The sequence below is a fragment of the Eubacterium sp. SB2 genome, from assembly GCF_001244405.1.
Lineage (GTDB): Bacteria > Bacillota > Clostridia > Lachnospirales > Lachnospiraceae > Faecalicatena > Faecalicatena contortus_B.
Genome location: NZ_LN865153.1, coordinates 652423 through 673261, shown reverse-complemented (window position 1 = coordinate 673261; position 20839 = coordinate 652423). Strand labels below are relative to the sequence as shown.

General features: G+C 46.2%; 15 protein-coding genes. 10 read left to right on the top strand and 5 right to left on the bottom strand.

The window, feature by feature from the left end; all coding sequences use genetic code 11:
• Nucleotides 1-71: 71 nt before the first annotated feature.
• Nucleotides 72-968, bottom strand: a complete 897-nt coding sequence (locus BN1938_RS15415) for a response regulator (RefSeq protein WP_050641446.1) — start codon at nt 966-968, stop codon at nt 72-74.
• Nucleotides 969-1149: 181 nt separating this feature from the next.
• On the opposite strand from BN1938_RS15415, the gene BN1938_RS15410 reads away from it, so the two are divergent.
• A complete protein-coding gene (locus BN1938_RS15410) occupies nt 1150-1344 on the top strand; it encodes a helix-turn-helix domain-containing protein (RefSeq protein ID WP_330377684.1) in 195 nt (64 codons plus the stop codon).
• Nucleotides 1345-1444: 100 nt separating this feature from the next.
• On the opposite strand, the gene BN1938_RS15405 is transcribed toward BN1938_RS15410, so the two are convergent.
• Together BN1938_RS15405 and BN1938_RS15400 are read right to left on the bottom strand one after the other, a co-directional pair.
• Complete coding sequence (locus BN1938_RS15405) at nt 1445-3400, bottom strand: ATP-binding protein (protein WP_050641444.1); 1956 nt, start codon at nt 3398-3400, stop codon at nt 1445-1447.
• Between the two features lie 25 nt (nt 3401-3425).
• Nucleotides 3426-4148, bottom strand: coding sequence for a LuxR C-terminal-related transcriptional regulator (locus BN1938_RS15400; RefSeq protein ID WP_050641443.1), 723 nt, complete (start codon nt 4146-4148; stop codon nt 3426-3428).
• A 438-nt stretch (nt 4149-4586) separates the two neighbouring features.
• On the opposite strand from BN1938_RS15400, the gene BN1938_RS15395 reads away from it, so the two are divergent.
• The 4 genes from BN1938_RS15395 (at nt 4587) to BN1938_RS15380 (ending at nt 10786) form a co-directional block, all read left to right on the top strand.
• On the top strand, nt 4587-7229 hold the full coding sequence (locus BN1938_RS15395; RefSeq protein ID WP_050641442.1) for an indoleacetate decarboxylase: 2643 nt from the start codon (nt 4587-4589) through the stop codon (nt 7227-7229).
• A 97-nt stretch (nt 7230-7326) separates the two neighbouring features.
• Nucleotides 7327-8640: an MFS transporter gene (locus BN1938_RS15390; RefSeq protein WP_242843871.1), complete on the top strand. Its 1314-nt coding sequence runs from the start codon at nt 7327-7329 to the stop codon at nt 8638-8640.
• Nucleotides 8641-8854: 214 nt separating this feature from the next.
• Nucleotides 8855-9814 (top strand): indoleacetate decarboxylase activase, encoded by a 960-nt coding sequence (locus BN1938_RS15385; protein ID WP_242843870.1) that lies wholly within the window; start codon nt 8855-8857, stop codon nt 9812-9814.
• A 264-nt stretch (nt 9815-10078) separates the two neighbouring features.
• Nucleotides 10079-10786 carry a FadR/GntR family transcriptional regulator gene (locus tag BN1938_RS15380; protein ID WP_050641440.1) on the top strand — a complete coding sequence of 236 codons (708 nt, stop codon included), beginning with the start codon at nt 10079-10081 and terminating at the stop codon, nt 10784-10786.
• 172 nt (nt 10787-10958) lie between these two features.
• Here BN1938_RS15380 and BN1938_RS15375 read toward each other — a convergent pair whose 3' ends face one another.
• A complete protein-coding gene (locus BN1938_RS15375) occupies nt 10959-12071 on the bottom strand; it encodes a uroporphyrinogen decarboxylase family protein (RefSeq protein WP_050641439.1) in 1113 nt (370 codons plus the stop codon).
• Between the two features lie 124 nt (nt 12072-12195).
• On the opposite strand from BN1938_RS15375, the gene BN1938_RS15370 reads away from it, so the two are divergent.
• Nucleotides 12196-13056 (top strand): AraC family transcriptional regulator, encoded by an 861-nt coding sequence (locus BN1938_RS15370; protein WP_050641438.1) that lies wholly within the window; start codon nt 12196-12198, stop codon nt 13054-13056.
• Nucleotides 13057-13839: 783 nt separating this feature from the next.
• On the opposite strand, the gene BN1938_RS15365 is transcribed toward BN1938_RS15370, so the two are convergent.
• Entirely contained in the window at nt 13840-15930 is a 2091-nt protein-coding gene (locus BN1938_RS15365; RefSeq protein WP_050641437.1) for an alpha-amylase family protein, read from the bottom strand.
• Between the two features lie 401 nt (nt 15931-16331).
• On the opposite strand from BN1938_RS15365, the gene BN1938_RS15360 reads away from it, so the two are divergent.
• The 4 genes from BN1938_RS15360 (at nt 16332) to BN1938_RS15345 (ending at nt 20828) form a co-directional block, all read left to right on the top strand.
• On the top strand, nt 16332-17705 hold the full coding sequence (locus BN1938_RS15360) for an ABC transporter substrate-binding protein (protein WP_050641436.1): 1374 nt from the start codon (nt 16332-16334) through the stop codon (nt 17703-17705).
• A 222-nt stretch (nt 17706-17927) separates the two neighbouring features.
• Entirely contained in the window at nt 17928-18806 is an 879-nt protein-coding gene (locus BN1938_RS15355) for a carbohydrate ABC transporter permease (RefSeq protein WP_050641435.1), read from the top strand.
• The gene (locus tag BN1938_RS15350; RefSeq protein ID WP_050641434.1) at nt 18807-19649 is read left to right on the top strand and encodes a carbohydrate ABC transporter permease; all 843 of its coding nucleotides are present in this window, start codon (nt 18807-18809) and stop codon (nt 19647-19649) included. It abuts the gene before it with no gap.
• A gap of 9 nt (nt 19650-19658) precedes the next feature.
• Nucleotides 19659-20828, top strand: coding sequence for a trans-sulfuration enzyme family protein (locus BN1938_RS15345; RefSeq protein ID WP_050641433.1), 1170 nt, complete (start codon nt 19659-19661; stop codon nt 20826-20828).
• The last annotated feature ends 11 nt before the right edge of the window (nt 20829-20839 follow it).

Here is a 20839-nt window from a genome sequence, read left to right as displayed (position 1 = left end):
ACCCGTAAAACGGGCAGAACCTTCAGGAATGAGGGTTCTGCCCGTTTTGCTTTTACAGGTTAAAACAGGATTTACTGCGTCAACTGAAGCAGCAGATCCAGTTCCTTTTGAGGCCACAGTCCAAGACCGCCTTCGTGGCGCAGAATATGATGCACCTCATCCAGTGAAGCATTTCCAGACTTCATTAAGTATTCAAAACGAGTACATACAATTGCAATGTTAAGCAGTGTTGCAGATGGTTCGGAAAGGTTCTTGGGAAAGGCCGTATCTTTCAGATTACTGTGATGACAGAGAATAATCGTATGTATATCTTCCGGCAGGAATTTTTCTGCGATTTCAGCGCCCAGTATATTATGTCTGTCGCTGTCATTTCCCAGATCGGTTATCTCACCGGGAAGCGATAAGTATCCGATATCTCTCAGAAGAACCGCATAATGCAGGGTCAGCAGATCTTTAGTTGAGAGCCCCAGCGTTATGCCAAGACGTTTTGTAAAGTAGGCACACCGCAGATTACTGATCTGGATATCGGGTTTACGCTGTGAAAGGGCACATAAAAATCCCTGCGTAATCTTTTCGAAAGAGATCATGTTCATCTTATCCTCCTGCATGAGCAGTACGGCTTTGATCTTGGTCAGAAGTTCGATGCGTTTGAAGGGCTTGCTCAGGAAATCAATGGCTCCGGCTTCAAGTGCGCGGATTCTATGCTGGTCTTCATTCAGAGCGGTCAATATGATGACCGGAAGTTCTCTGCACTGTGGCAGACATCGCAGACGCTCGCATACCTGATAACCATTAAGAGTGGGGAGCATAATATCCACAATTGCCAGATCTGGTTTTTCTTTCTCTGCGAGGCTGATCGCTTCCAGGCCATCCGTCGCAACTACGGCGGTATATCCGTACTTTTCTAAGATATCTGTCATTAGCATCTGACTGGCTATGTCATCTTCGACAACTAATATTTTAGACATATAAGTCCTCCTTCATAACTTCCATAAATAAAAACGAGCAATTCTGACCTTTAACACAATTATGAGTGTAATATGTGTTAAAGTCAAGAAAAATTCTGATTATTAACACATTCTGTGGGTGATGAAAATGAAAATTTACATGTACAGGGGAAAGAAAAATTTATGCGGTGAAAGAATTCGAATGGCACGATTAAAAAGGCGGATTACACAAAGCAACTTAGCTGCCAGGGTTCAGCTCGAGGGGATCACACTGGAAAGAGACAGCATAAGCCGCATAGAGAAAGGAACACGGTTTGTAACAGATTATGAGCTGAAAACATTTTCAAAGGTTCTTGGGGTAAGCATGGAATGGCTGACCACGGAAGATGCGCTGTAGTGAATATACTGCAGCGCTTTTTCTTATCTTATAAGGAAGTCTGCCTATAAGATAAGAAAAAACTTCCGCGAGTATTTCAAAAGATGGCATGTATGAATTTTTAGGACTCTGCAGGACTGTTATTCTCAGGTATAGATGGACAGACAGGCAGCACAACTTGGACAACCAGCCCATTGGGGGGATTATCTTCCAGCCAGATTTTACCCATATGCATCTCAACAAGACTCCTGCATATGGCCAGCCCCAGGCCCACACCTTGATAATTGCGGGTAAAACTTGAATTTACCTGCTCAAATGGATAAAAAACTTTTTCTTTAAATTCGTCTTCTATTCCAATACCATGATCAATTACGCTGATCGAGTAGATGGTTTCATTAACGGGGCGGAACCGAATGCAGATTTCTTTATTTTCTGGAGTGAATTTGATCGCATTTGATAACATATTTAACAGCAGCTGACGGATCTTTTGTATATCCCACATGGCTGTGAGGCCGGTATCCTCCGATTTTATATCGATTACAAGCTGCTGGTCCTTGCTCTGGATTAATGGCATGACTGATACGGAAACGCTTTCTATGATGTCAGCCACATTTACCTCTTCCAGGGAAAGGGTCTCAACATGTCTGTCCAGTTTAACAAAATGTAATATATCGTCTATTAATGCGAGCAGATGATTGCCGCTGTCCAGTATAACAAATATGTACTGTTTCTGCTTTTCGTTGAGCTCCCCAAATAATTCGTCATGAAGAATAGAGGCGAAACCGATGATGGAGTTGAGCGGTGTTCTAAGCTCATGGGACATATTGGCAAGAAACGCGGATTTGCACTTGTTAGCTTCTTTTAACTCGTCAATCGTATGTATAAGATACTCAGTCCGTTCCAGAACACGTTTTTCAAGAATCAAATTTTCCGCAATTAATTTTTGGGACATCGTGAGCAGGTCATCCGTAAGTTCCTGAATCTCTATTGGAACAAACCAGTTATCCCAGGAGATATTTTCCGGGGGTGTGCTGTCTTTGGCAATCGAGCGTGAGAATCTCTGCAGCTTATGCAGGGGAGCTGTAATACGGCCGCAGAGAACGCGGAGGACAAAAGCTGCAATGAGGATTAACAGCAGGGTTATTATGCTGATAAACAGCAGATCACCGTAACCAAGATCGGCAAACAGGTAAGTAGGTGCGCCGACCCCGATATTCCCGATTACTTCATTTTTTATGTTATACAGCGGATCGGCCACAATGATTCCATATCCATTCCTTTCATCCATTAGGATCTTTCCCTGCCAGCGTTTCCCTGCATTTGTTGTTTCGTAGAGTTCACTGTTCTGAAAGGAGCCTTCCAGGTAAGAAAAGTCATCGATATCGATATTGGAACAGATTCGAAGCCCTTTTTCTGCGCTGACAGACAAGTATGTACCGGGGACTGCGGAAGTATAATTGTGTGCCAGGGTATTATTGTTATTAATAAGGAAGCCGCCGACAATGGCTCCGTGCAGCCTTGTTCCATCATAGAGCGGAAAGAGGACCAGGTGCAGCATTGCCGGGATGTTTTCTGTATTAGCATTTAGCCGAACGCTTTGCCTGAAGGAAGGAGAAGCCCGATTGACAGACTCTGCCGATAGTATCTCCGTTGTATGTATGGGGGCAGTATCGTTTTCAAAAAATTGAAGCAGATAATCCAGTTCCCATTCTGTACCTGTCTGGTGGTCCGCACTGCACAGAATTCTGCCATGTTCATCTACTACAAGGTAATAACCGGGTTCCTGCTTATCTGCGAGCTTAAGGAGTTCATCTAAGGCCTGATAGTCTTTGCCGGCAATCAGTGCATTCAGGTCATTGTAATTGCAGATTCCGGCTAAGGTCTGCTCAATGGCTGTCTCGTGGATAAGCATCTGGTCTTTGGCTACGCTGAGGGCCACATCCAGGCGGGACAGGACTCCTTTATTGGCTGTCTTATAATTATGGTAAGCGATGATACTGCCAAGAGTTCCGAGTGTCAGGACAAGGATAAATAAAAATGCTATATAGATGTAGAATGCAATCGGTTTTTTCCTCATAATACCTCTCTTTCCGACAGGGCAGCTAATTCAGCATTTCGTAAACTGCGAGCTGTGTTCGGTTACTGAGACTCAGTTTTTTTAGAATGTTGCTAATATGTGCTTTTACCGTATGCTCACTGATCTGCAGATGGCCCGCGATCTGCTGGTTAGACATACCGATACTTACAAGATGGATAATTTCCTGTTCCCGGGAAGTCAGTTCACTGAGAGCTTCTTTATTAATCTTGATTTTGTCCTTTTTGTGGAATGTCAGTGCCAGGTCGTTGGAAGACATCAGGGAGAATATGATATCAAAACCGGACACGATCAGATTGGAAAGCTCGTAGAAATCGGTGGTTTCCGGATCGGAAGAGAAGGATTCGATATCATGAAATGAAGTAAAAAGTGCTTCCGTATTCTGATGCTGCGGCTGTGTAATGATAATGTAAAAATTTGCGTTATCCGTATCGGAGATGTCCAGTGGAAGACCCAGAGGGGCAATCGCATAAAAACACTGATAAGGACAGGTGGTAACGGTTAATGCTTCGGGAGGCCGCTGTGTCAGCCGTTTGGAAAAAACTTGACATACGCTGTCGGTATCCGTGAGTTTACTGTTGCAGAAAGGGATCTGGTTGGAGGGAATTGTGACAGGCTGGTTATCCACATTGTAAATGGTGATCGACACCTGAAAGTATTTGGAATACATATCCTGCAGCTGTTGTATTTTTGCCAGGGCGTATGCAAAACTTGTCTGTTTGGGTGTCATTGGGAGTCCTCCTCTTTCAAAATGAGTCGTTTACGGGATCTTCAGAGTAAAAGCAATCCGTAATGCTTGCCTGTGCTGTTTCATGTCTTTAATCCGGAAAATTCAGGGGTTCAGGAAAAACATTACGTCTTTGGATCAATACTCCATCAATCATACAATACCATAGATACGGTAAAAAAAAAATTAGAAATAAGTATTAGATTGGGCTAAATCTAATACTTTTGACCAGATACAGGAGGGGAATAGCACATTATAGCTATATAGAGAAAAAGCATAGATAAATAAGACTATTTGTGGAAGTTATCAGAAAAAAATAGGTAAATATCCTAATTTTCAAATATATTATTTTGAATTATACTGAAAATATAGATTATCGCATAGAAAGAATCCAGACTTTCGAGTGAAAAAAAGAGAAAATAAGAGGAGGTATTACAAAGTATGGAAAAAACAAAATCTCGCGTTCTTGAAATGCTGGAAACGGGGAAAACGGTAGCATGGCCGCCTACAGCAAATGCAGATAGGGAATTAACGGACTTTGTCCAAAAAGAAGTGGTAGGAAAGCCGTCTACTGATCGTACACAGAGGCTGTTCGACCATTTTCTGAATTCAAAATGCCGTTTTGACGGACAGATGCCATTGTTATATACCGAAGCGTGGAAAAAGTATGACGGCATGCCGCTGTATATCCGAAGAGGTCTTTCATATAAGTATATGATTGAGAATATGGACGCTACCGTAAAAGAAGACGAAGTAATCGTTGGCTCAAAGACACGTTTTACGCGTGGTGCAACGATGTATCCTCAGTTCTCTACAAAATTTATGATTGATTTCCTGAATAAGGCGGAGGATGAGGAAGCAAAACTCTTTTCTGTGAGCGGTGATGATGAGGCTCACAATATTAAAGAAGAGGGCTGGATCAAACTGGGGCAGTTGTTCTCTATCCGTGAAGAAGAAGTAGCGCCGATGAAAGAGTGCCTCGAGTATTGGAGCACACGTTCTATAGAAGATGTATCTGAGAAAGTAATGGAAGAATCCTTCCCATATTATAAAGATTTGAAACTGGCACAGAAAGTGGGGATATTCCCTGGCTCCGGCCTTGCATCCGGATGTGACGGACGCTGGACACCGGCATATGACATTATCGTTGAGCGAGGCCTGGAAGATGTGATTGCTGAATGTAAGCGTCATCTGGAAGAAGAACAGCCGATCAAAAAAGAGGGAGCAGAGAAAATCTATTTCTGGCAGGCTTGTATTTATACTTGTGAGGCAATCATTACATGGGCAAAACATTATGCCGAGGACGCACGCCGCCAGGCGGAGACTGCAGCTGAGCCCCGTAAGAGCGAGCTGCTTCTGATGGCGGAAGGCCTTGAATGGGCTCCGGCCAAACCGGCCCGTACATTTAGAGAAGGGCTGCAGGCTGCATGGCTCGGACATCTGATGGTATGGAACGATTCCATTTCTCTTGGACTGTCACCTGCGCACTGGGGTAAATTATTATATCCGTTATATGCGGCAGATCTTGAAGCCGGACGTATCACAAAAGAAGAGGCTCTTGAGCTTTGGGAAATCATGAGAATTAAGTTCAGTTCTGAAGAATATATCACGCCATCAGCATGGGCTGCTATGGCATCCTCCAACTCCTTCCAGCATATGACGGTAGGCGGGCTGGATCCGAAGACTGGACAGTGTATTGATAATGAACTAGAGGATATGATTCTTGAGGCAGGGGTGAATATTCCGACACCGCAGCCGACCCTGGGTATTCTTGTAAGCTCCAAGACTTCGGAACATCTGCTTTTGAAAGCGGCAGAGACAACGAAGGCCGGGTGCGGCTATCCCGCATGGTTCAATTATGATATGCAGGTTCAGCACCTTCTCTGGTGCCATGCGGAGGAGAACATTACGCTGGAGGATGCACGAGACGTTAGTATTGCCGGATGTGTTGAGATTGGTATGCAGGGTACCACACATGGCATTAACCATCCTGCATTCTATAATGAAGGAAAAACATTCGAACTGGCATTAAATAACGGTGTTGACCCGAGAACCGGCGAAGTTTGTTTCACAGGCTGTAAACCGATCACCTGTTATCAGGATGTCTGGGATAACTTTATTATGATCCGTGAGCATTATATGAGAGTTTACATGCGTTACTGGGATTTCGTAATCGGTATCTGCCGCGGGATTCATCCGAAGATCGCAGGTTCCGTACTGATGCATGACTGTGTAGCGGTTGGACGTCCGCAGGATGACAATGGATGCCGTTACAATAAGTCAGTCACACTGCTTGATTCCGGAACAGTAAATGTCTGCAATGGCCTTGCGGCAATGAAGAAGCTGATCTGGGATGAAAAGAAATATACATTTGAAGAATTTAAAGAGGCGATTGACAACAACTTTGGTTATAAGGTTGGTGCTGTTGCAGGTAACTTCTCTATGCTTAATCAGGAAATCGAGCCTTCATTACACATGAAATATGCGAAGATCCATAAGGATATCCTGGAGGCGCCGAAGTTCGGCAATGATGATGATTATGTAGACAATATCTTTGTAGATCTGTGGCACGACTATGACAGAGTCTGTGCATCAGAGATTACATATCTTGGATATCGTTGGCTGACGGCGGCATTATCTATATCTGCTCATGGGCCTCATGGCAGGGTTACCGGGGCTACGGCAGATGGCCGTCTGTCAGGAGTTACTCTTTGTGATGGTATTCTCTCAGCATCGCCTGGTACGGATACAAACGGGCCGATAGCGCTTCTCAATTCCGGAGTGAAACTGGATCCTACAGAGTATCGCAGTGTTCAGCTCAACATGAAGATTCATCCGAATGCGATCCGCGGGGACGAAGGAAGCAGAAACTTTGTAGACTTTATTAAATCATACTTCAATAATGGCGGCTATCACGTACAGTTCAACATCGTTGACTCGAATATGCTCCGCGACGCCCAGAAGCATCCTGAAAACTACCGTGAACTGATGGTTCGTGTTGCCGGATTCAGTGCTTATTGGTGCGAGCTTGGGAAACCTATACAGGATGAAGTTATTGCCCGTACGGAATACAATCAGGTATAAACCAGATGATTCATCAGCTAATTTAGATAAGTCTTTCAGCCTGGAGGAGGGGAGTGGTTTCTCCTCCTCTTTAAAATTTCGGTGAGGAGGAATGAAAATGAGTGAAAAAAGTGTAAAATTCTCTGGCTGGTCAGTGACGGGGGCGGCATTTGTGATTGTATTGTTCCATATGACAATCCGCGGTTCATTTGCAACGTTAATCAATGGAATGGTTGAAGCAACCGGCTGGTCAACCGCTGCTGTTTCAGCAGGCAGTTCAATCTTCATGGTGATGTACGGGCTCTTTGCTTTTTTCGTTGGGACATATATTGATAAGCTTGGCTGCCGTGTTACCTACACGATGCATGGTATTATCATGGGAGTTGGTTTATTCCTTTGCAGTTTCGCAAAAGAGCCATGGCAGTACTGGTTATTCTACGGTGTAATTGCCGGTATCGGTTCTGGTGCGTTCTGGGCTCCTATTACCTCTATGGTTCGTCAGTGGTTCATGGATAAGTTAGGTCTTGCAATGGGCCTTACAACAGCCGCTGCCGGTGTTGCCATGAGTATCGGGCCTCTTCTGTCCATGATTCTGATTTCAACGGCTTCATGGCAGATCATGATGAGAGTATTCGGTATTGTCCTGATGATAGGTATTACAATTGCGGCACAGTTTACCAAGAGTAAACCAGAGGCCTTTGGCCAGAAACCGCTGGGATATGACAACTTCATGGCAAAGATGGCAAAAGCAGATACCGGCAAGAAAAAAGAAGAGTTCTATGTCCCATTTAAATGGGCAGTAAAACACAAATCTTTCTGGACACTTGCATTGTTATGGTTCTTCTCTAACTTTGCTGAATTTATCGTATTTTCACATTCTATTAACTATGTTACAAGGGATCTTGGTTATGATAAACTTTCTGCAACCTATATATACTGCATCATCGGTCTGATGTTCATTATCTCAGCAGTAGTGGTAGGCGGTTATGTTGATAAACTGACGAAGAAGATGAGTGATCCGGTTAAGGCGCGTAAGAGAGTTCTTACATTCTCCTATGTCGGATGTGCAATTATGGCGCTGTGGCTGAATTATGGAGTCAGGCTTACTGCAAATGGCGGACAAAGTCACTGGGCGTTCCTGGCCTATGCAATTCTCTTCGGTCTTGTATATGGAATGTACATTCCGACAGTAGCAGGCTACGTCGGAGTTATCCTTGGCCGAAAAGAGATGCCGCCTGCTTGGGGGCTTATCTCACTGGTCGGAATGGCAGGCGGAGCAGGCATGGGTCCTTACGTTGCAGGCGCCCTTCGTGATGCGACAGGAAGCTACTTTGTAGCGATCTGGATTTCCGTAATATTCTACCTTGTAGCGTGTGTATTTGTTAATATAGCGAAACAGCCGTCGAGTGAAGAGGTGTGGGGCGATAAGTAGACAATTAGATTCCTGGGATTAGACAGCAGGGGCGGGGAATTCGGATTCCCCGATGCCCCCCCTGCGGCGCGGCTTAGAGCATGATTTTAATAAAAAAGAATACTTAACGTGAATAACCTGCTCAACTTTAGACGCTCTGGTTTATAATTTGAAAATTTTGTACTAAGCTGGTAGAAAGGAGAGCCGTCCGCCGGACTCGAAAGAGGATAGCAGGATGGTATGTATAGATATGGAAAATAAAGATGAGATGAAGGCATTGGTTTTTGATATTCAGAGCTTTTCGACCCATGATGGACCGGGAATCCGAACTAATATTTTCTTTAAGGGATGTCCGCTCACCTGCCTGTGGTGTGCCAATCCGGAGGGGCAGAAGGCAGTACCGCAATTATTCTACACAAAGATGAAATGTGCAGGATGCATGTTCTGCGCAAAAGTATGCCCCCATGATGCAGTTACGGCATATAAGACGCCTGAAGAGATCGAAAAATATGGTTTTGTCCGTCATGACAGGGAAAAATGCGATAAATGTAAGACGCATAACTGTGTGGAAATGTGCCTTCAGAATGCTCTGGAGATTACCGGAAAATGGATGACGGTTGATGACATTATGGAAAAGGTACACAGAGACGCTTCTTACTATGCGGGAAAAGGCGGAGTTACACTATCCGGAGGGGATCCTCTGATCTATCCCGAATTTGTGACAGAACTTCTGCGGCGCTGCAAGAATGAAGGAATCAATACGGCTCTTGAGTCCGAACTGTGTGTACCGTGCCGGAACCTGGAACTAGTCATGCCGTATATTGATCTGTATCTGACAGATATTAAGATTATAGACGAGCAGAAACATATAGAGATGACCGGAGTCAGCAATAAGCAGATCCTGGAGAATCTCCGTTTCATCGGGCATACCTGTCCGGAAAAGGCATGTCTCCGCTATCCGATCATACCAGGCTGTACGGACTGTGAGGACAATGTTCATGCAATAGGAAAGTTCTGCAGGGATAATGGCTTCAGCCGGGTGAATATTCTGCCATATCATAAACTGGGCTCGTCGAAACATGAACGGCTGGGAAGTACGTATCTTCTTCCGGATGTACAGGCGCCGGGGGATGAAGAAATGCGCTGCATTGCGGATATATTGGAATCCTATGCGGTAAAGTGTATTATTAATTGAGTAAAAGGAAAATCATGTAACCGTTCCTGGTTCTGAACAGAGACAAATTCTTTTCCCTATATGGCAGTGCCGCGGCAATCTACAATGAACCGGCACTGCCCTTTCATTGTCATAAATCTTTTTTGCAGTATCAGGCTTTTCTCCCGTCCTGCCAAACTGATATTTGGCGGGATATGCCAAAAGAATTTAAATGAATATGACTTGACTCGGCTCCGATGCTGACTTATAATCAAATAAAAAGCGGTCAGACCGGTAAGGAGCAATATGGATTACAATAGAGAAACAGAAAACAAAAGATTACTATATTCTAAATTGTCGGATAAAATTTATCAATATATAAAAGATGAGAACCTGCGTCCCGGAGACAAACTGCCCGGGGAGCGGAAGCTTGCGGCAGAATGGAAAGTAAGCCGTCCCAGCCTGCGCGAAGCGATCAGGGAGCTGGAGAACCAGGGAATTGTCCATGCGGAAGTGGGAAAAGGGACATTCGTCACAGACTATGTGGAAGGCAGACAATTCAGCATCCACCTGGCTTTAAAGAATTTTCTGGAATTGTTTGAAGTAAAGACGGTATTAGAGCGTTACAGCCTGGAGAAAGCGATTCCCAACATATCAGAAGAGCGCCTGAACCAGCTGGAAGATATGGCTGTCCAAATGAATGCCATAGCGTCCACCGGAATTATGCCCAAAGAGATGGACCATCATTTTCACAGATATATTCTCGAGTGCTACGGTAACCAGGAGATGACCAATCTGGTCTGTAATATGATCGAGATGTACGAGACTTTTGATGATGAATTGTACGGATATTTTGAAGAAAAAGACTTTGATTACTTCCAGATCCTTCTAAAGACGTTCCCTTACCACCTGGAAATGGTTCAGATGATGAAAGAAAGAAACGTGGAAGAAGCACTGAAACGATACGATAAAATAGTGGCACTGGATTTGGAGATTTATAAGCGGATCGAGTAGGGGGAGGGGCGCTGAGCAAAAGGAGACCAGATTCCGGCCGGATCTGTGTATGTTATTTCAGAACCCGCACTGTGTGTTTAGAATCAGTAACAGAAAAAAATAGAGGGCAATATTTGATGCGGTCATCAAATATTGCCCTCTATTTTTTTCTGTTACTGATTCTATAGCACACCTAAACGATATCTTTCACCCGCTCACAGTAGTACTGTACAATTTCCCACTTTGCGTCTTCGGGAATTCTGTGATCCGGACAGGGGATATAGCCCAATTCTTCTGCCATTGGTTTTAGCCTTTGGATTTCTTCGTCGATGGCGGCATAATCAAGGGACAGGAGGTGTTTGCGCATACCGCCGATTCCTTTCACTTGTTTTCCATACTTGGAACGCCAAGGGGATATGCTGGCGTCCCAGGTACCTACTTCGATGGGAAACATGGTGTTGACTCCGTTTTCCAGCCAGGCGGGGAGGAGGGAATCTACCAGGCCGTCACAGTCTACGCTGACGATGCGGATATGATGCGTGTATAAAAGATCTGTGATCTTTTTGTAATAGGGGGCGGTGTATTCTTCAAACATCATGGGAGAGAGCAGGGGGCCGTTTTTGTAGCAGACATCTTCCCAGAAATGTGCATAATCAAACTGCACGCCTGTTTCCAGTGTACGCTTTACGGACTGATAGCAGAGATCGCCCACGGTGCGGAACATTTCCTCCAGCAGCTCTTCGTCATCGGCCATCAGATAACTGAGGCCTACGATTCCAAGATAATCCCGGATCCGGCCGCAGAGGCTGCCGCAGTGGAGGCCGATGGGGCGCCCCTTGGCCTGCTCTGCCTTTGCATATTCTAATTCGGCCTGAGAAAATCGCTCCTCTGTGTAGGTGAGCCTGGGAAGATAATGTTTTTCCCAGGAGTCTCTGTCGGTTAAGAGATGGTCTACTTCGGCGGGAATAGATTTTGCACCGGTTCTCTGGAGGACATAGACGCCGTCACAGTTCAGATATTTGTCAAAGCCATTGTCCAGGTGTTCTACTACTTTTTCCTCAAAGAAAGGAAATAATTCCGTCGTGGTTATACGGTTGGCATGCCATCCGAAATCAAACCCCAGCTTTTCGGAGAGAATGGCCTCGGCCTCAAAGGAGTACTCTTCGAGATCCAGTATGTCTTTGCTGACATGTCCCTCCCGGACCCATTTTTCAACGACCTCCGGCGTAAATCCAAAGTGTACAGCGGGCATGCGGTCCGGTTTTTCATAATTCATAATTGCGTGCAGACGTTCACGGTTGTTCATAATGACCTCCTATAAAATAATTGATTTATGCACTATCATTTTATATAATATTATCATCTATAACAAAGGAAATGTTTTGGATTGTTGCTTTAAAATATAGGAAAATTGCTATAAAGGAGACGGGATGAAACTACAATATCATTATGCATTGTCGGGAGATTCCTACGATGTGAGGCATACGTCTGGCGCGATTGCAAAGAACCTGAATTTTCATGTGGATTCGCTGGGGCATTACCATGCATATCCGGGATACTACACCGACAGAGAAGGGCTCGATACCTATCTGCTTTTATTTACTTTATCCGGTCAGGGGTATCTGGAATATCAGGAGCGGGAATATTTTCTGACGAAGGATACTGCGGCGCTGATCAGCTGCAGCGAACATCAGTTTTACCGCACAGAGTCTGAGGATTGGGAATTCAAATATATCCATTTTTATGGCAGCTCCGCCGATAAATACTATGAGATGCTGCGAACCCAGGGAGCAGTATTTCTGAATATTTCGGATCCCATCAGGATGAATGAACTCCTGAAAGAACTAAAGAGCTGGGCGGCCAAGAGCGGAGGATCCGCGGACATCAGGACAGCCAGTACCATGGAAAATATTTTTGCAGAACTTCTGGTAGAACAGCTGAATCCCAAACAGGATAAAGCATATATCCTTCACAGAAAAGCGATTATGGAAATAACCGATTATATACAGGAACATTATCAGGAAGACCTGACAGTAGATCTACTGGCAGATAAAGTATCCATGAGCAAGTATTATTTTATAAGAGTCTTCAAGAAAGCAACGGGGATATCCCCCTATGAGTATCTGAAATGCTGCCGTATCAATGAATCCAAGCGGCTGTTAAAAGAAACGGCCTATTCCGTGGGCCAGATCGCAGACATGACGGGATATAAAAATGTAAATATCTATATCCAAAACTTCAAACAATGCGTGGGGACAACACCGCTAAGGTATCGGAAGAAGGCGGTTTAAGGGGGGGGAGGTCGCCTGTCGGGAGCGGGACTTCTGCCGCGGCCCGGGAAACTTCTGTGTCCCTTTCCGGCTGCGGGCCGTTTGCCTAGGCTCTCTAAATAAAAACTACATCCGATTGGGAGGCACCGGCGGCATTCACCCCGCAATTCTGATGAATTGCGCGGCTCAGGCCGCCTTAAATGCTGCTTCGGAAGCAGCATTTAGCCTCCCAATCGGATGTAGTTTTTATTAAGAGAGCCTACGGCGCACTCTATGCATCCGGAAAGGGACACAGAAGTTTCCCGGGCCGCGGCAGAAGTCCCGCTCCCGACAGGCTAGGTGCCTCCTGGGTGGAACGAGCCGGTAGGGGGAGGGGCGCCAGGGGAGCATAATGGGAGAATCTTTTACAACCGGGGCTACGCACCCCAAAAAAAACGAATCCATCCACTGCCCCCGTAAAGAAGCCCCCGGCAAACGAGTTATCCCTGCCGTCTGGATGCACCAGCGAAATGAAGGGATGGCCGCAATCCTCCCAAGTGCACACATGCCGTTTTGAAGCGCTAAAGCGGACCTTAGAAATTCTTGGAATCCGACAGCCAAAAAAGCAGGGAGATTTTGTGATCACCAAATCACAAAATCATGCGGCCCAGCGCGAGAAATCATCCGATTTCTCGTGATGTGCCGCATGTGCCCTGCTTTTTTGGCTGGCGGCTTCCTAGAATTTCTTAGGTCCGTGTCCGCGCATCAAAACGGCATGTGTGCACTTGGGAGGATTGCGGCCATCCCTTTATTTCGCGTCCCCCCCTACGCACTCACTCCTTTGCCCCCCTTCCCGCATATAATGATCTGCTGAAGGGTGAATTCTGGAAGTTTGACGATTGTTTTTCCATCCTGTTTTTCTGTTTCCAGAATCCGGGTCTCAGGATATACCATTTCGATCTGTCCAACAGGCTGTGTGATCTCAAGGGTTCCTCCGCTTAAGGGATAGGCATCCCCGTGGAAACGCTTGGGAACCATGGAAATCTGGTGGATGATCCAGCTGTCTTTGGTCTCGAAATAAGCGGTCCTTATGACCTCGGGGAGGTCAGTTCGGTTCCGGACTGCGGGGGTGATTTCTTCCATTTCCAGAAGATCCCGGAATAGTTCATGTGGATATTGGAAGCTCTCCAGGGATGCCATGGTGAAAAAGTCAAAGGCCATGTAGTAGGTTCGGCCTTTCTCTATGCTGTTGCAGAGCAGGGCCGGAAGTCCTGCATCTTTTCCCGGCGGCGGGCTCCACCAGTTTACCCAGTGTTCTGCGTCACAGGCAACACAGGGGAGCACGAAAGTTAAAAGTGTCTCTGCTGCTGCAGCCGGTTCTGTTTCTATAAAGTGTTCGCTCACCGGTGGAGTGGTGCAGGACAGCAGGCCCGAAAAACTTCTGGTTTCTGTGTTTTTCAGGTAAGCGGACCAGCGGTTCGCGGTATATTCGGTATTAATAGCAGCATTTCCCGTTCCAAACAGCTCACTGATGGAGGATGCGGGACGCTTCGTGGAATCGGCGTTCCAGAGGCCGCTTTGGCCTGAACTGATGAGAAGGCCGCCGTTTGCCACATACTCTTTTAACAGTGCGGCGGTGTCTTCTTCTATGACGTAAACTTCCGGCAAGAGAAGCACATCGTACTGCGCCAGGAGTGACGGGGTTAATGTCCGCTCCGGCAGAACCATGTAGGGAACCTTGGCATGTTCGCACAACTGCATTGCACCCAGTACGGCATTCTGGTGCGGGTTGTGCCGCTTCATGCGGATAATGGCATCCGGATGAAGCGCGGGCAGGTTCACGGTCATGGACAGATCGCTCTGCAGGATGCCGGCACACTTAACAGGGCTGCGTCCCGTCAGATAGGGCTCCATTTTTTCGATCTCGGTAAATGCTTTTCCCAGGCGGCGGGCTTCCTCAAAATCCAGGGTGCCGTCAATGTGCTGGGAGCCGCTGTACATTCCGACGCGGCAGCCCTGGGCTGCGATCGAAGAAAGGTCACAGATGTATTCGTTAACGGAACTGTAGTTGTAGACCTGGGACGCTTCCCCGGGCACCAGGATCGGATACTGTCCGATGGCAGTGTCCCTCGCGTAGGCGGAGGAAAACCAGTTGTCCTTGAGCAGAGGCTCGGAAAACTGATAGTCCAGCATGTCACGGATTTCCTGCGGATAGTGGCAGGAAAAATTGATCGTAACAGCAAGTCCCGGATCAATGGCCTTAACCCGCTGCTTTAGTTCCTCCAGAAAATCTTTTGCGTTTTGATTTAAAAACTGTACGATATCGGCCTTGTGTGCCAGAATATCTTCGGTGGTTTCAGGAAGCGGATAGTGGTAAACAGAAGCAAATTTACTGCGGCAGGCATCACAATAACAGAGTGAAGCGCCGAAAATATCGAGAAACAGAGCGTCCGGTGTGTAATTTTTAACGATTTCTTCCAGCTGCGCGAGGCAGTATTCTCTGTACCCGGTCTGATAGCAGCAGAGGCTCCATTTGGCGAATTCATCGTCCCGGATCAGCGGAGAGCCGTCCGGCTGCCTTACACGCCATTCTGGAAATCTTCGGGCAGCACCCTCATCATATTCAATACAATAGTAGGCGACAAATTCAATGTCTTTTTCTTTCAAAAGAGTACTGACCTCGCGGATCCAGTCTCCTTTGATCCCTTGATGCTTCTGGGCTCCTTTGATATTACTTGGATAATAAGTTACCCCCCAGTGGTCCTTGCAGTATACCATAAGAGAGTCTATATGTGCAGTCTCAAAAAAATCCTCGTATTCTTTGATATCCAGATGGTTAAGTAAAACATCGGGGGGCTGCGGAGAATGATGGTCAATCAGGTAGCATCGCCTTGTGGCAGTGTATTTTTTACTCATCTTTTATTAAGCAATAGACAGTAAAAACTGTGTATTGCCTGCTCCTTTCTGAAATTTGGAAAATAGCAGTGCTAAAAAACTTAAGAAGTGAGAGCAGATAAGGGGAAGTATATTAAGCTAAGAATATAAAAATTAAACAGGGTTGTCAAGCGCATTTTAGAAGATGAGTGATAAAAAATAACCAAAAATGATGCAGATAAATTAGATAAAAAGTATAAAAATTACAAATTTATTGACAATTAATTGGTTAGATGTTAGTATAATTGCATAAGTGGTCAGACCGGAAATACCTCACACCAGTGACCGGCAGGACCAGGTAAGGGAGAAGTGTTACAAAAAAGGAAAAGAGTTCGGATCATTTGGTATTGTGGTCTGAAAAAACAGAAAAAGGAGAGGAAAGTATGAAAAAGAGATTATTGGCGGCACTCATGGCAGCGGTAATGGTAGGCGGTCTGCTTGCAGGATGCGGTTCATCCGAGAAGAAGGAAAAGACCGACTCAGATACGGCAAAAACAGAATCGGAAGTAACACTGCGTTTCATCGATGTCAGCCCCAGCCCTCAGCGTCAGAAGTATTACGAAGGCGTATTTGAGAAGTTCAAAGAGGAGAAAGGCATTACGGTTAAGTATGAGAGTGTTCCGTGGGATGATGCGGCAGATAAACTGACCGTGCTTGGAACATCCGGACAGCTGCCGGATGTTATTACAACACACCCGCTCTGGCTGGGACAGTTCACCGAAGCTGACTGGGTAATTCCGATTGATGATTATGTAGAGGAAAACGGCGACCAGTTCGTAGAGGCAGTACAGAAGATCAACTGGGCGCAGGAAAAAGAGAGATACGGACATGTATACTCCGTACCGGACGGTTTTATGGTTAAGGGTATCTTCTACAGAAAAGACTGGGTAAAAGAGATTGGATATGAGATCCCAACAGGGGATAAGTGGACATACGATGCATATTTTGATCTGATCAAGGCTCTGACGGACAAAGACCAGAAGCGTTATGGCAACTCTTTCAGAGGCGCCAGGGGCGCATTTGATCCGTTGCTTGCTTACTTACAGTCATTTACGGGCGGTTATGTATACGATGAGGAAGGAAACTTCATACTGAACACACCAGAATGCGTAGAAGCAGTAGAAAAATGGTGTGAGATCTATACAGACGGCTATGTGCCGGAAGATTCTGTTAACTGGGGATTTGTTGAGATGGTCGATAACTTTACCGGCGGCCTGACAGGTACAATTTCCAATGACTCAGAAGTGGCAATGGCTTGTGAAGAGAAGATGGATCCGGAACAGTGGGGCGTACTTCCGATGCCGGTATCAACCGTAGACGGAAAGATGATGAACACAGCAGGAAGCCCATATTCCTACACGATTGCAAAGACCTCTGAATATCCGGATGAGGCGCTGGAACTGATTGATTTCCTGGTTAGACCTGACAATAACATTGAGTACTGCAAGATGGGCGGCCTGATTCCGATCAAAAATGATGTCGGCGACGATGATACATATGGTGAAGACGGACCTTATGCAGTATTCTTAGACGAGCTGAATGACCCGAACTTTACAGTTCCGCCGATGTATGGCCCATTCAACTATACAGACCTGCACCAGGATATGTTCCATACTGAACTGCAGAAGTACCTGCTTGGACAGCAGTCAGCAGAAGATGTGCTGAACCACATCGGAGATGAGCTTACAACCAGAATGAAACAATACCTGGCAGATAATGAAGGATCTACGATTGAATCACCCAAGACGATGCAGTAGGCATTGGAAAGGAAATAATTAATCGTAAAGTGAGATATGAGTAACAGCTCAGGCCTGCCTGAACTGTTACAGATAAGAGTTAAAAGGGGGATTTAATGTGGAAACTTAAAAACATTAATCCCCCTGTTTTAGCTTCATAGTTAAAACCATTTGGGCTGCGCCTCGCAGCGGGAGTATCGGGGCATACATGAAAACGAACCGACAAAGGAGAGTGATACCTGCATGAAAAAGAAAATGGAACCGTGGTTATTTTTACTTCCAGTACTAGTTATTTTGCTTCTGCTGTTTGGCTATCCGCTGATTAACAGTATTATTATGGCGTTTCAAAATTATAAGCTGACTGCGCCAAATGATATCCAGTTTAACGGGCTTGAGAACTTTGCCAAGTTGTTTGGTGATCCGGACAGCATGATGATCCTGAAAAATTCCTTCATATATGTGATTGTATCCGTTCTCGGGCAGTTCCTGCTTGGGATGATGCTGGCGCTGGCGCTGAAAAAACAGTTCCGCGGCAGAGGGATTTACCAGTCCATCGTATTTCTTCCCTGGGCTTTTTCAGGGTTTGTAGTCGGCCTGATCTTCCGCTGGTCCTTTAATGGGGAATATGGTGTTGTGAATAACCTTCTCATGAAATTCGGCTTGACCGATCATAACATCGCATGGCTGGGCACGCCGGGATTCTCATTGGCGGTTGTCATTATGGCCATGATCTGGATGGGAATTCCGTTCTTTGCCATTATGATACTGGCGGCGCTGCAGTCGATCCCTTCCGATGTATATGAGGCGGCGGATGTAGACGGCTGCGGGACGATACGGCAGTTTTTCCAGATTACGCTCCCATACATAAAGCCAACACTGATTACGACGGTTCTTTTGCGGACGATCTGGATCTTCAATTCCCTGGACCTGGTGGTGATTATCACGGACGGCGGACCCGCAAACACCTCGCAGACGCTTCCGGCGTACATGTATTCAAAGGCGTTTGGATCCTATGACTTTGGATTTGCGGCGGCGCTGGGTGTGATTCTGATGCTGATACTGGGAATCTATGCGATGGTATTCCTCAAGGTTACCAAATATGATAAGGCAGGTGATTTTTAAATGAGCAGAAAAACAAAGAATGCAATTGGCGGAACCATACGTGTATTGATTTTAATTTTCTTCTTTTTACTGGTTGTGCTGCCCATTTACTGGATCGTAGTTACCTCCTTTAAATCCAGCGGCGAAATACTGGACCTGAATAACATCACCTATTTTCCAAAGGCATTTACGTGGAAAAACTATACGGATCTGTTTGAGCAGTTTAACTATGGTGTTCTGCTGAAAAACAGCCTCCTGGTATCTGTGGCTTCCGCACTGGTCGTAACTGTATTTTCCATGTTGGGCGGATATTCACTGGCTCGTTATAAGTTTAAAGGAAAACAGACAGTCATCCTCTTTTTCCTGGTAACACAGATGATCCCCGGGATTCTGGTTATAATCCCGCTGTACATCATTTTCTCAAAGATGGGGCTGATCAATACCCATATTGGATTGTTTATCTTTTACGTGACGGCGAATCTTCCGTTCTGTGTCATTACGATGCGGAGTTTCTTTGAACGGATACCGGTAACCCTGGAGGAAGCCGCCAGAGTAGACGGATGCACAAAGATGCAGTCGCTGTTTAAGATTGTATTTCCAATCATGTTCCCGGGAATTGTGTCCGTATTTGTATTCGGATTCATCGGAGCATGGAACGAGCTGATTGCCGGTTCTATCTTTATCAGCACCCCGGAGATGTGGACGATTCCGGTGGGATTGAAGACGTTGATCGGAAAATACAATGTAGAATGGGGCCTTTTGATGGCCGGCGGTGTTATGGCGCTGCTTCCTACTGCGGTCATGTTTGCGGCCATGCAGAAATTTATTGTGGAAGGTATGACGGCCGGAGCCGTGAAAGAATAGGTGGAATCTATGAGAGAAGACAGATTGGCAGTGACACATCTGGGGGAAGACCAGAGCCAGTATTTAAATGCGGTGGTTCCTCCGGTCTTTATGAATTCTCTGCATATATTTGACAGCCTGGAATCCTATGCGGCTCATGGGGAGAACGAGGCCTATGTTTACGGCAGGGCGGCGAATCCAACGGTGAACATCCTGGAAGAAAAGGTGGCTGCCCTGGAGCAGGGCAGCAGAGGGATTGCATTTTCCAGCGGAATGGCGGCGGCATCGGCGGCAATCCTGGCCGTGTGCCGTGCAGGCAGCCATATTATATGTATGCGGGATGTCTACCAGCCGGTAAAAAATATACTGAACACCTATTTTATCCCGCGCATGGGCATGTCGGTTTCGTACTGGGACGGAACCGATATGGATGTGCTGGAGGGGATGATTCAGGACAATACGGATATGATTCTGCTGGAAAGCCCGGCAACCTTTGTATTTACGGTAACAGATATAGCGAAGACGGCGGAAATCGCCAGGGCACATGGAATCAGAACTTATATTGATAATACATTCTGTACGCCGCTGTTTCAGAAACCGCTGACAATGGGCATTGATATCGTGATGCATACGATGTCAAAATACATTGGCGGGCACAGTGATATTATCGGAGGTATCCTCGTTGTAAAAGATGAGAATTTGGGGAAATATCTGAAGGAAACCGTCAGAGCGCTTTTCGGGGGCATTCTCGGGCCGATGGAGGCGTGGCTGGGGATTCGCGGGCTGCGTACTCTGCAGGTGAGGGTGGAAGAACACCAGAGGACCGCCATGGCTGTGGCTCAGTATCTGGAGAAGCATCCGAAGGTAGAAAAAGTATATTATACGGGACTGGCGTCGCATCCGCAGGCTGAACTGATTCAAAGGCAGCAGACGGGACACACAGGCCTTATGAGTTTTGTACTGAGGGAGGCGCCCGAAAAGGCGGCGGAGACAGTCAACCGTCTGAGGGTATTTGAGATCGGATGTTCCTGGGGCGGGTTTGAGAGTCTGGCGCTGTGCCCTCTGCTGCACTACAGCCAGGAAGAATTGGAATTTTTAAATCTGCATGCACATGACAGCGGTCTGATCCGCATTCATTGCGGGCTGGAAGGCGCAGATGTGCTGATCGAGGATCTGGAGCAGGCGCTGCAGGCGAGGTAACGGTATTTAGA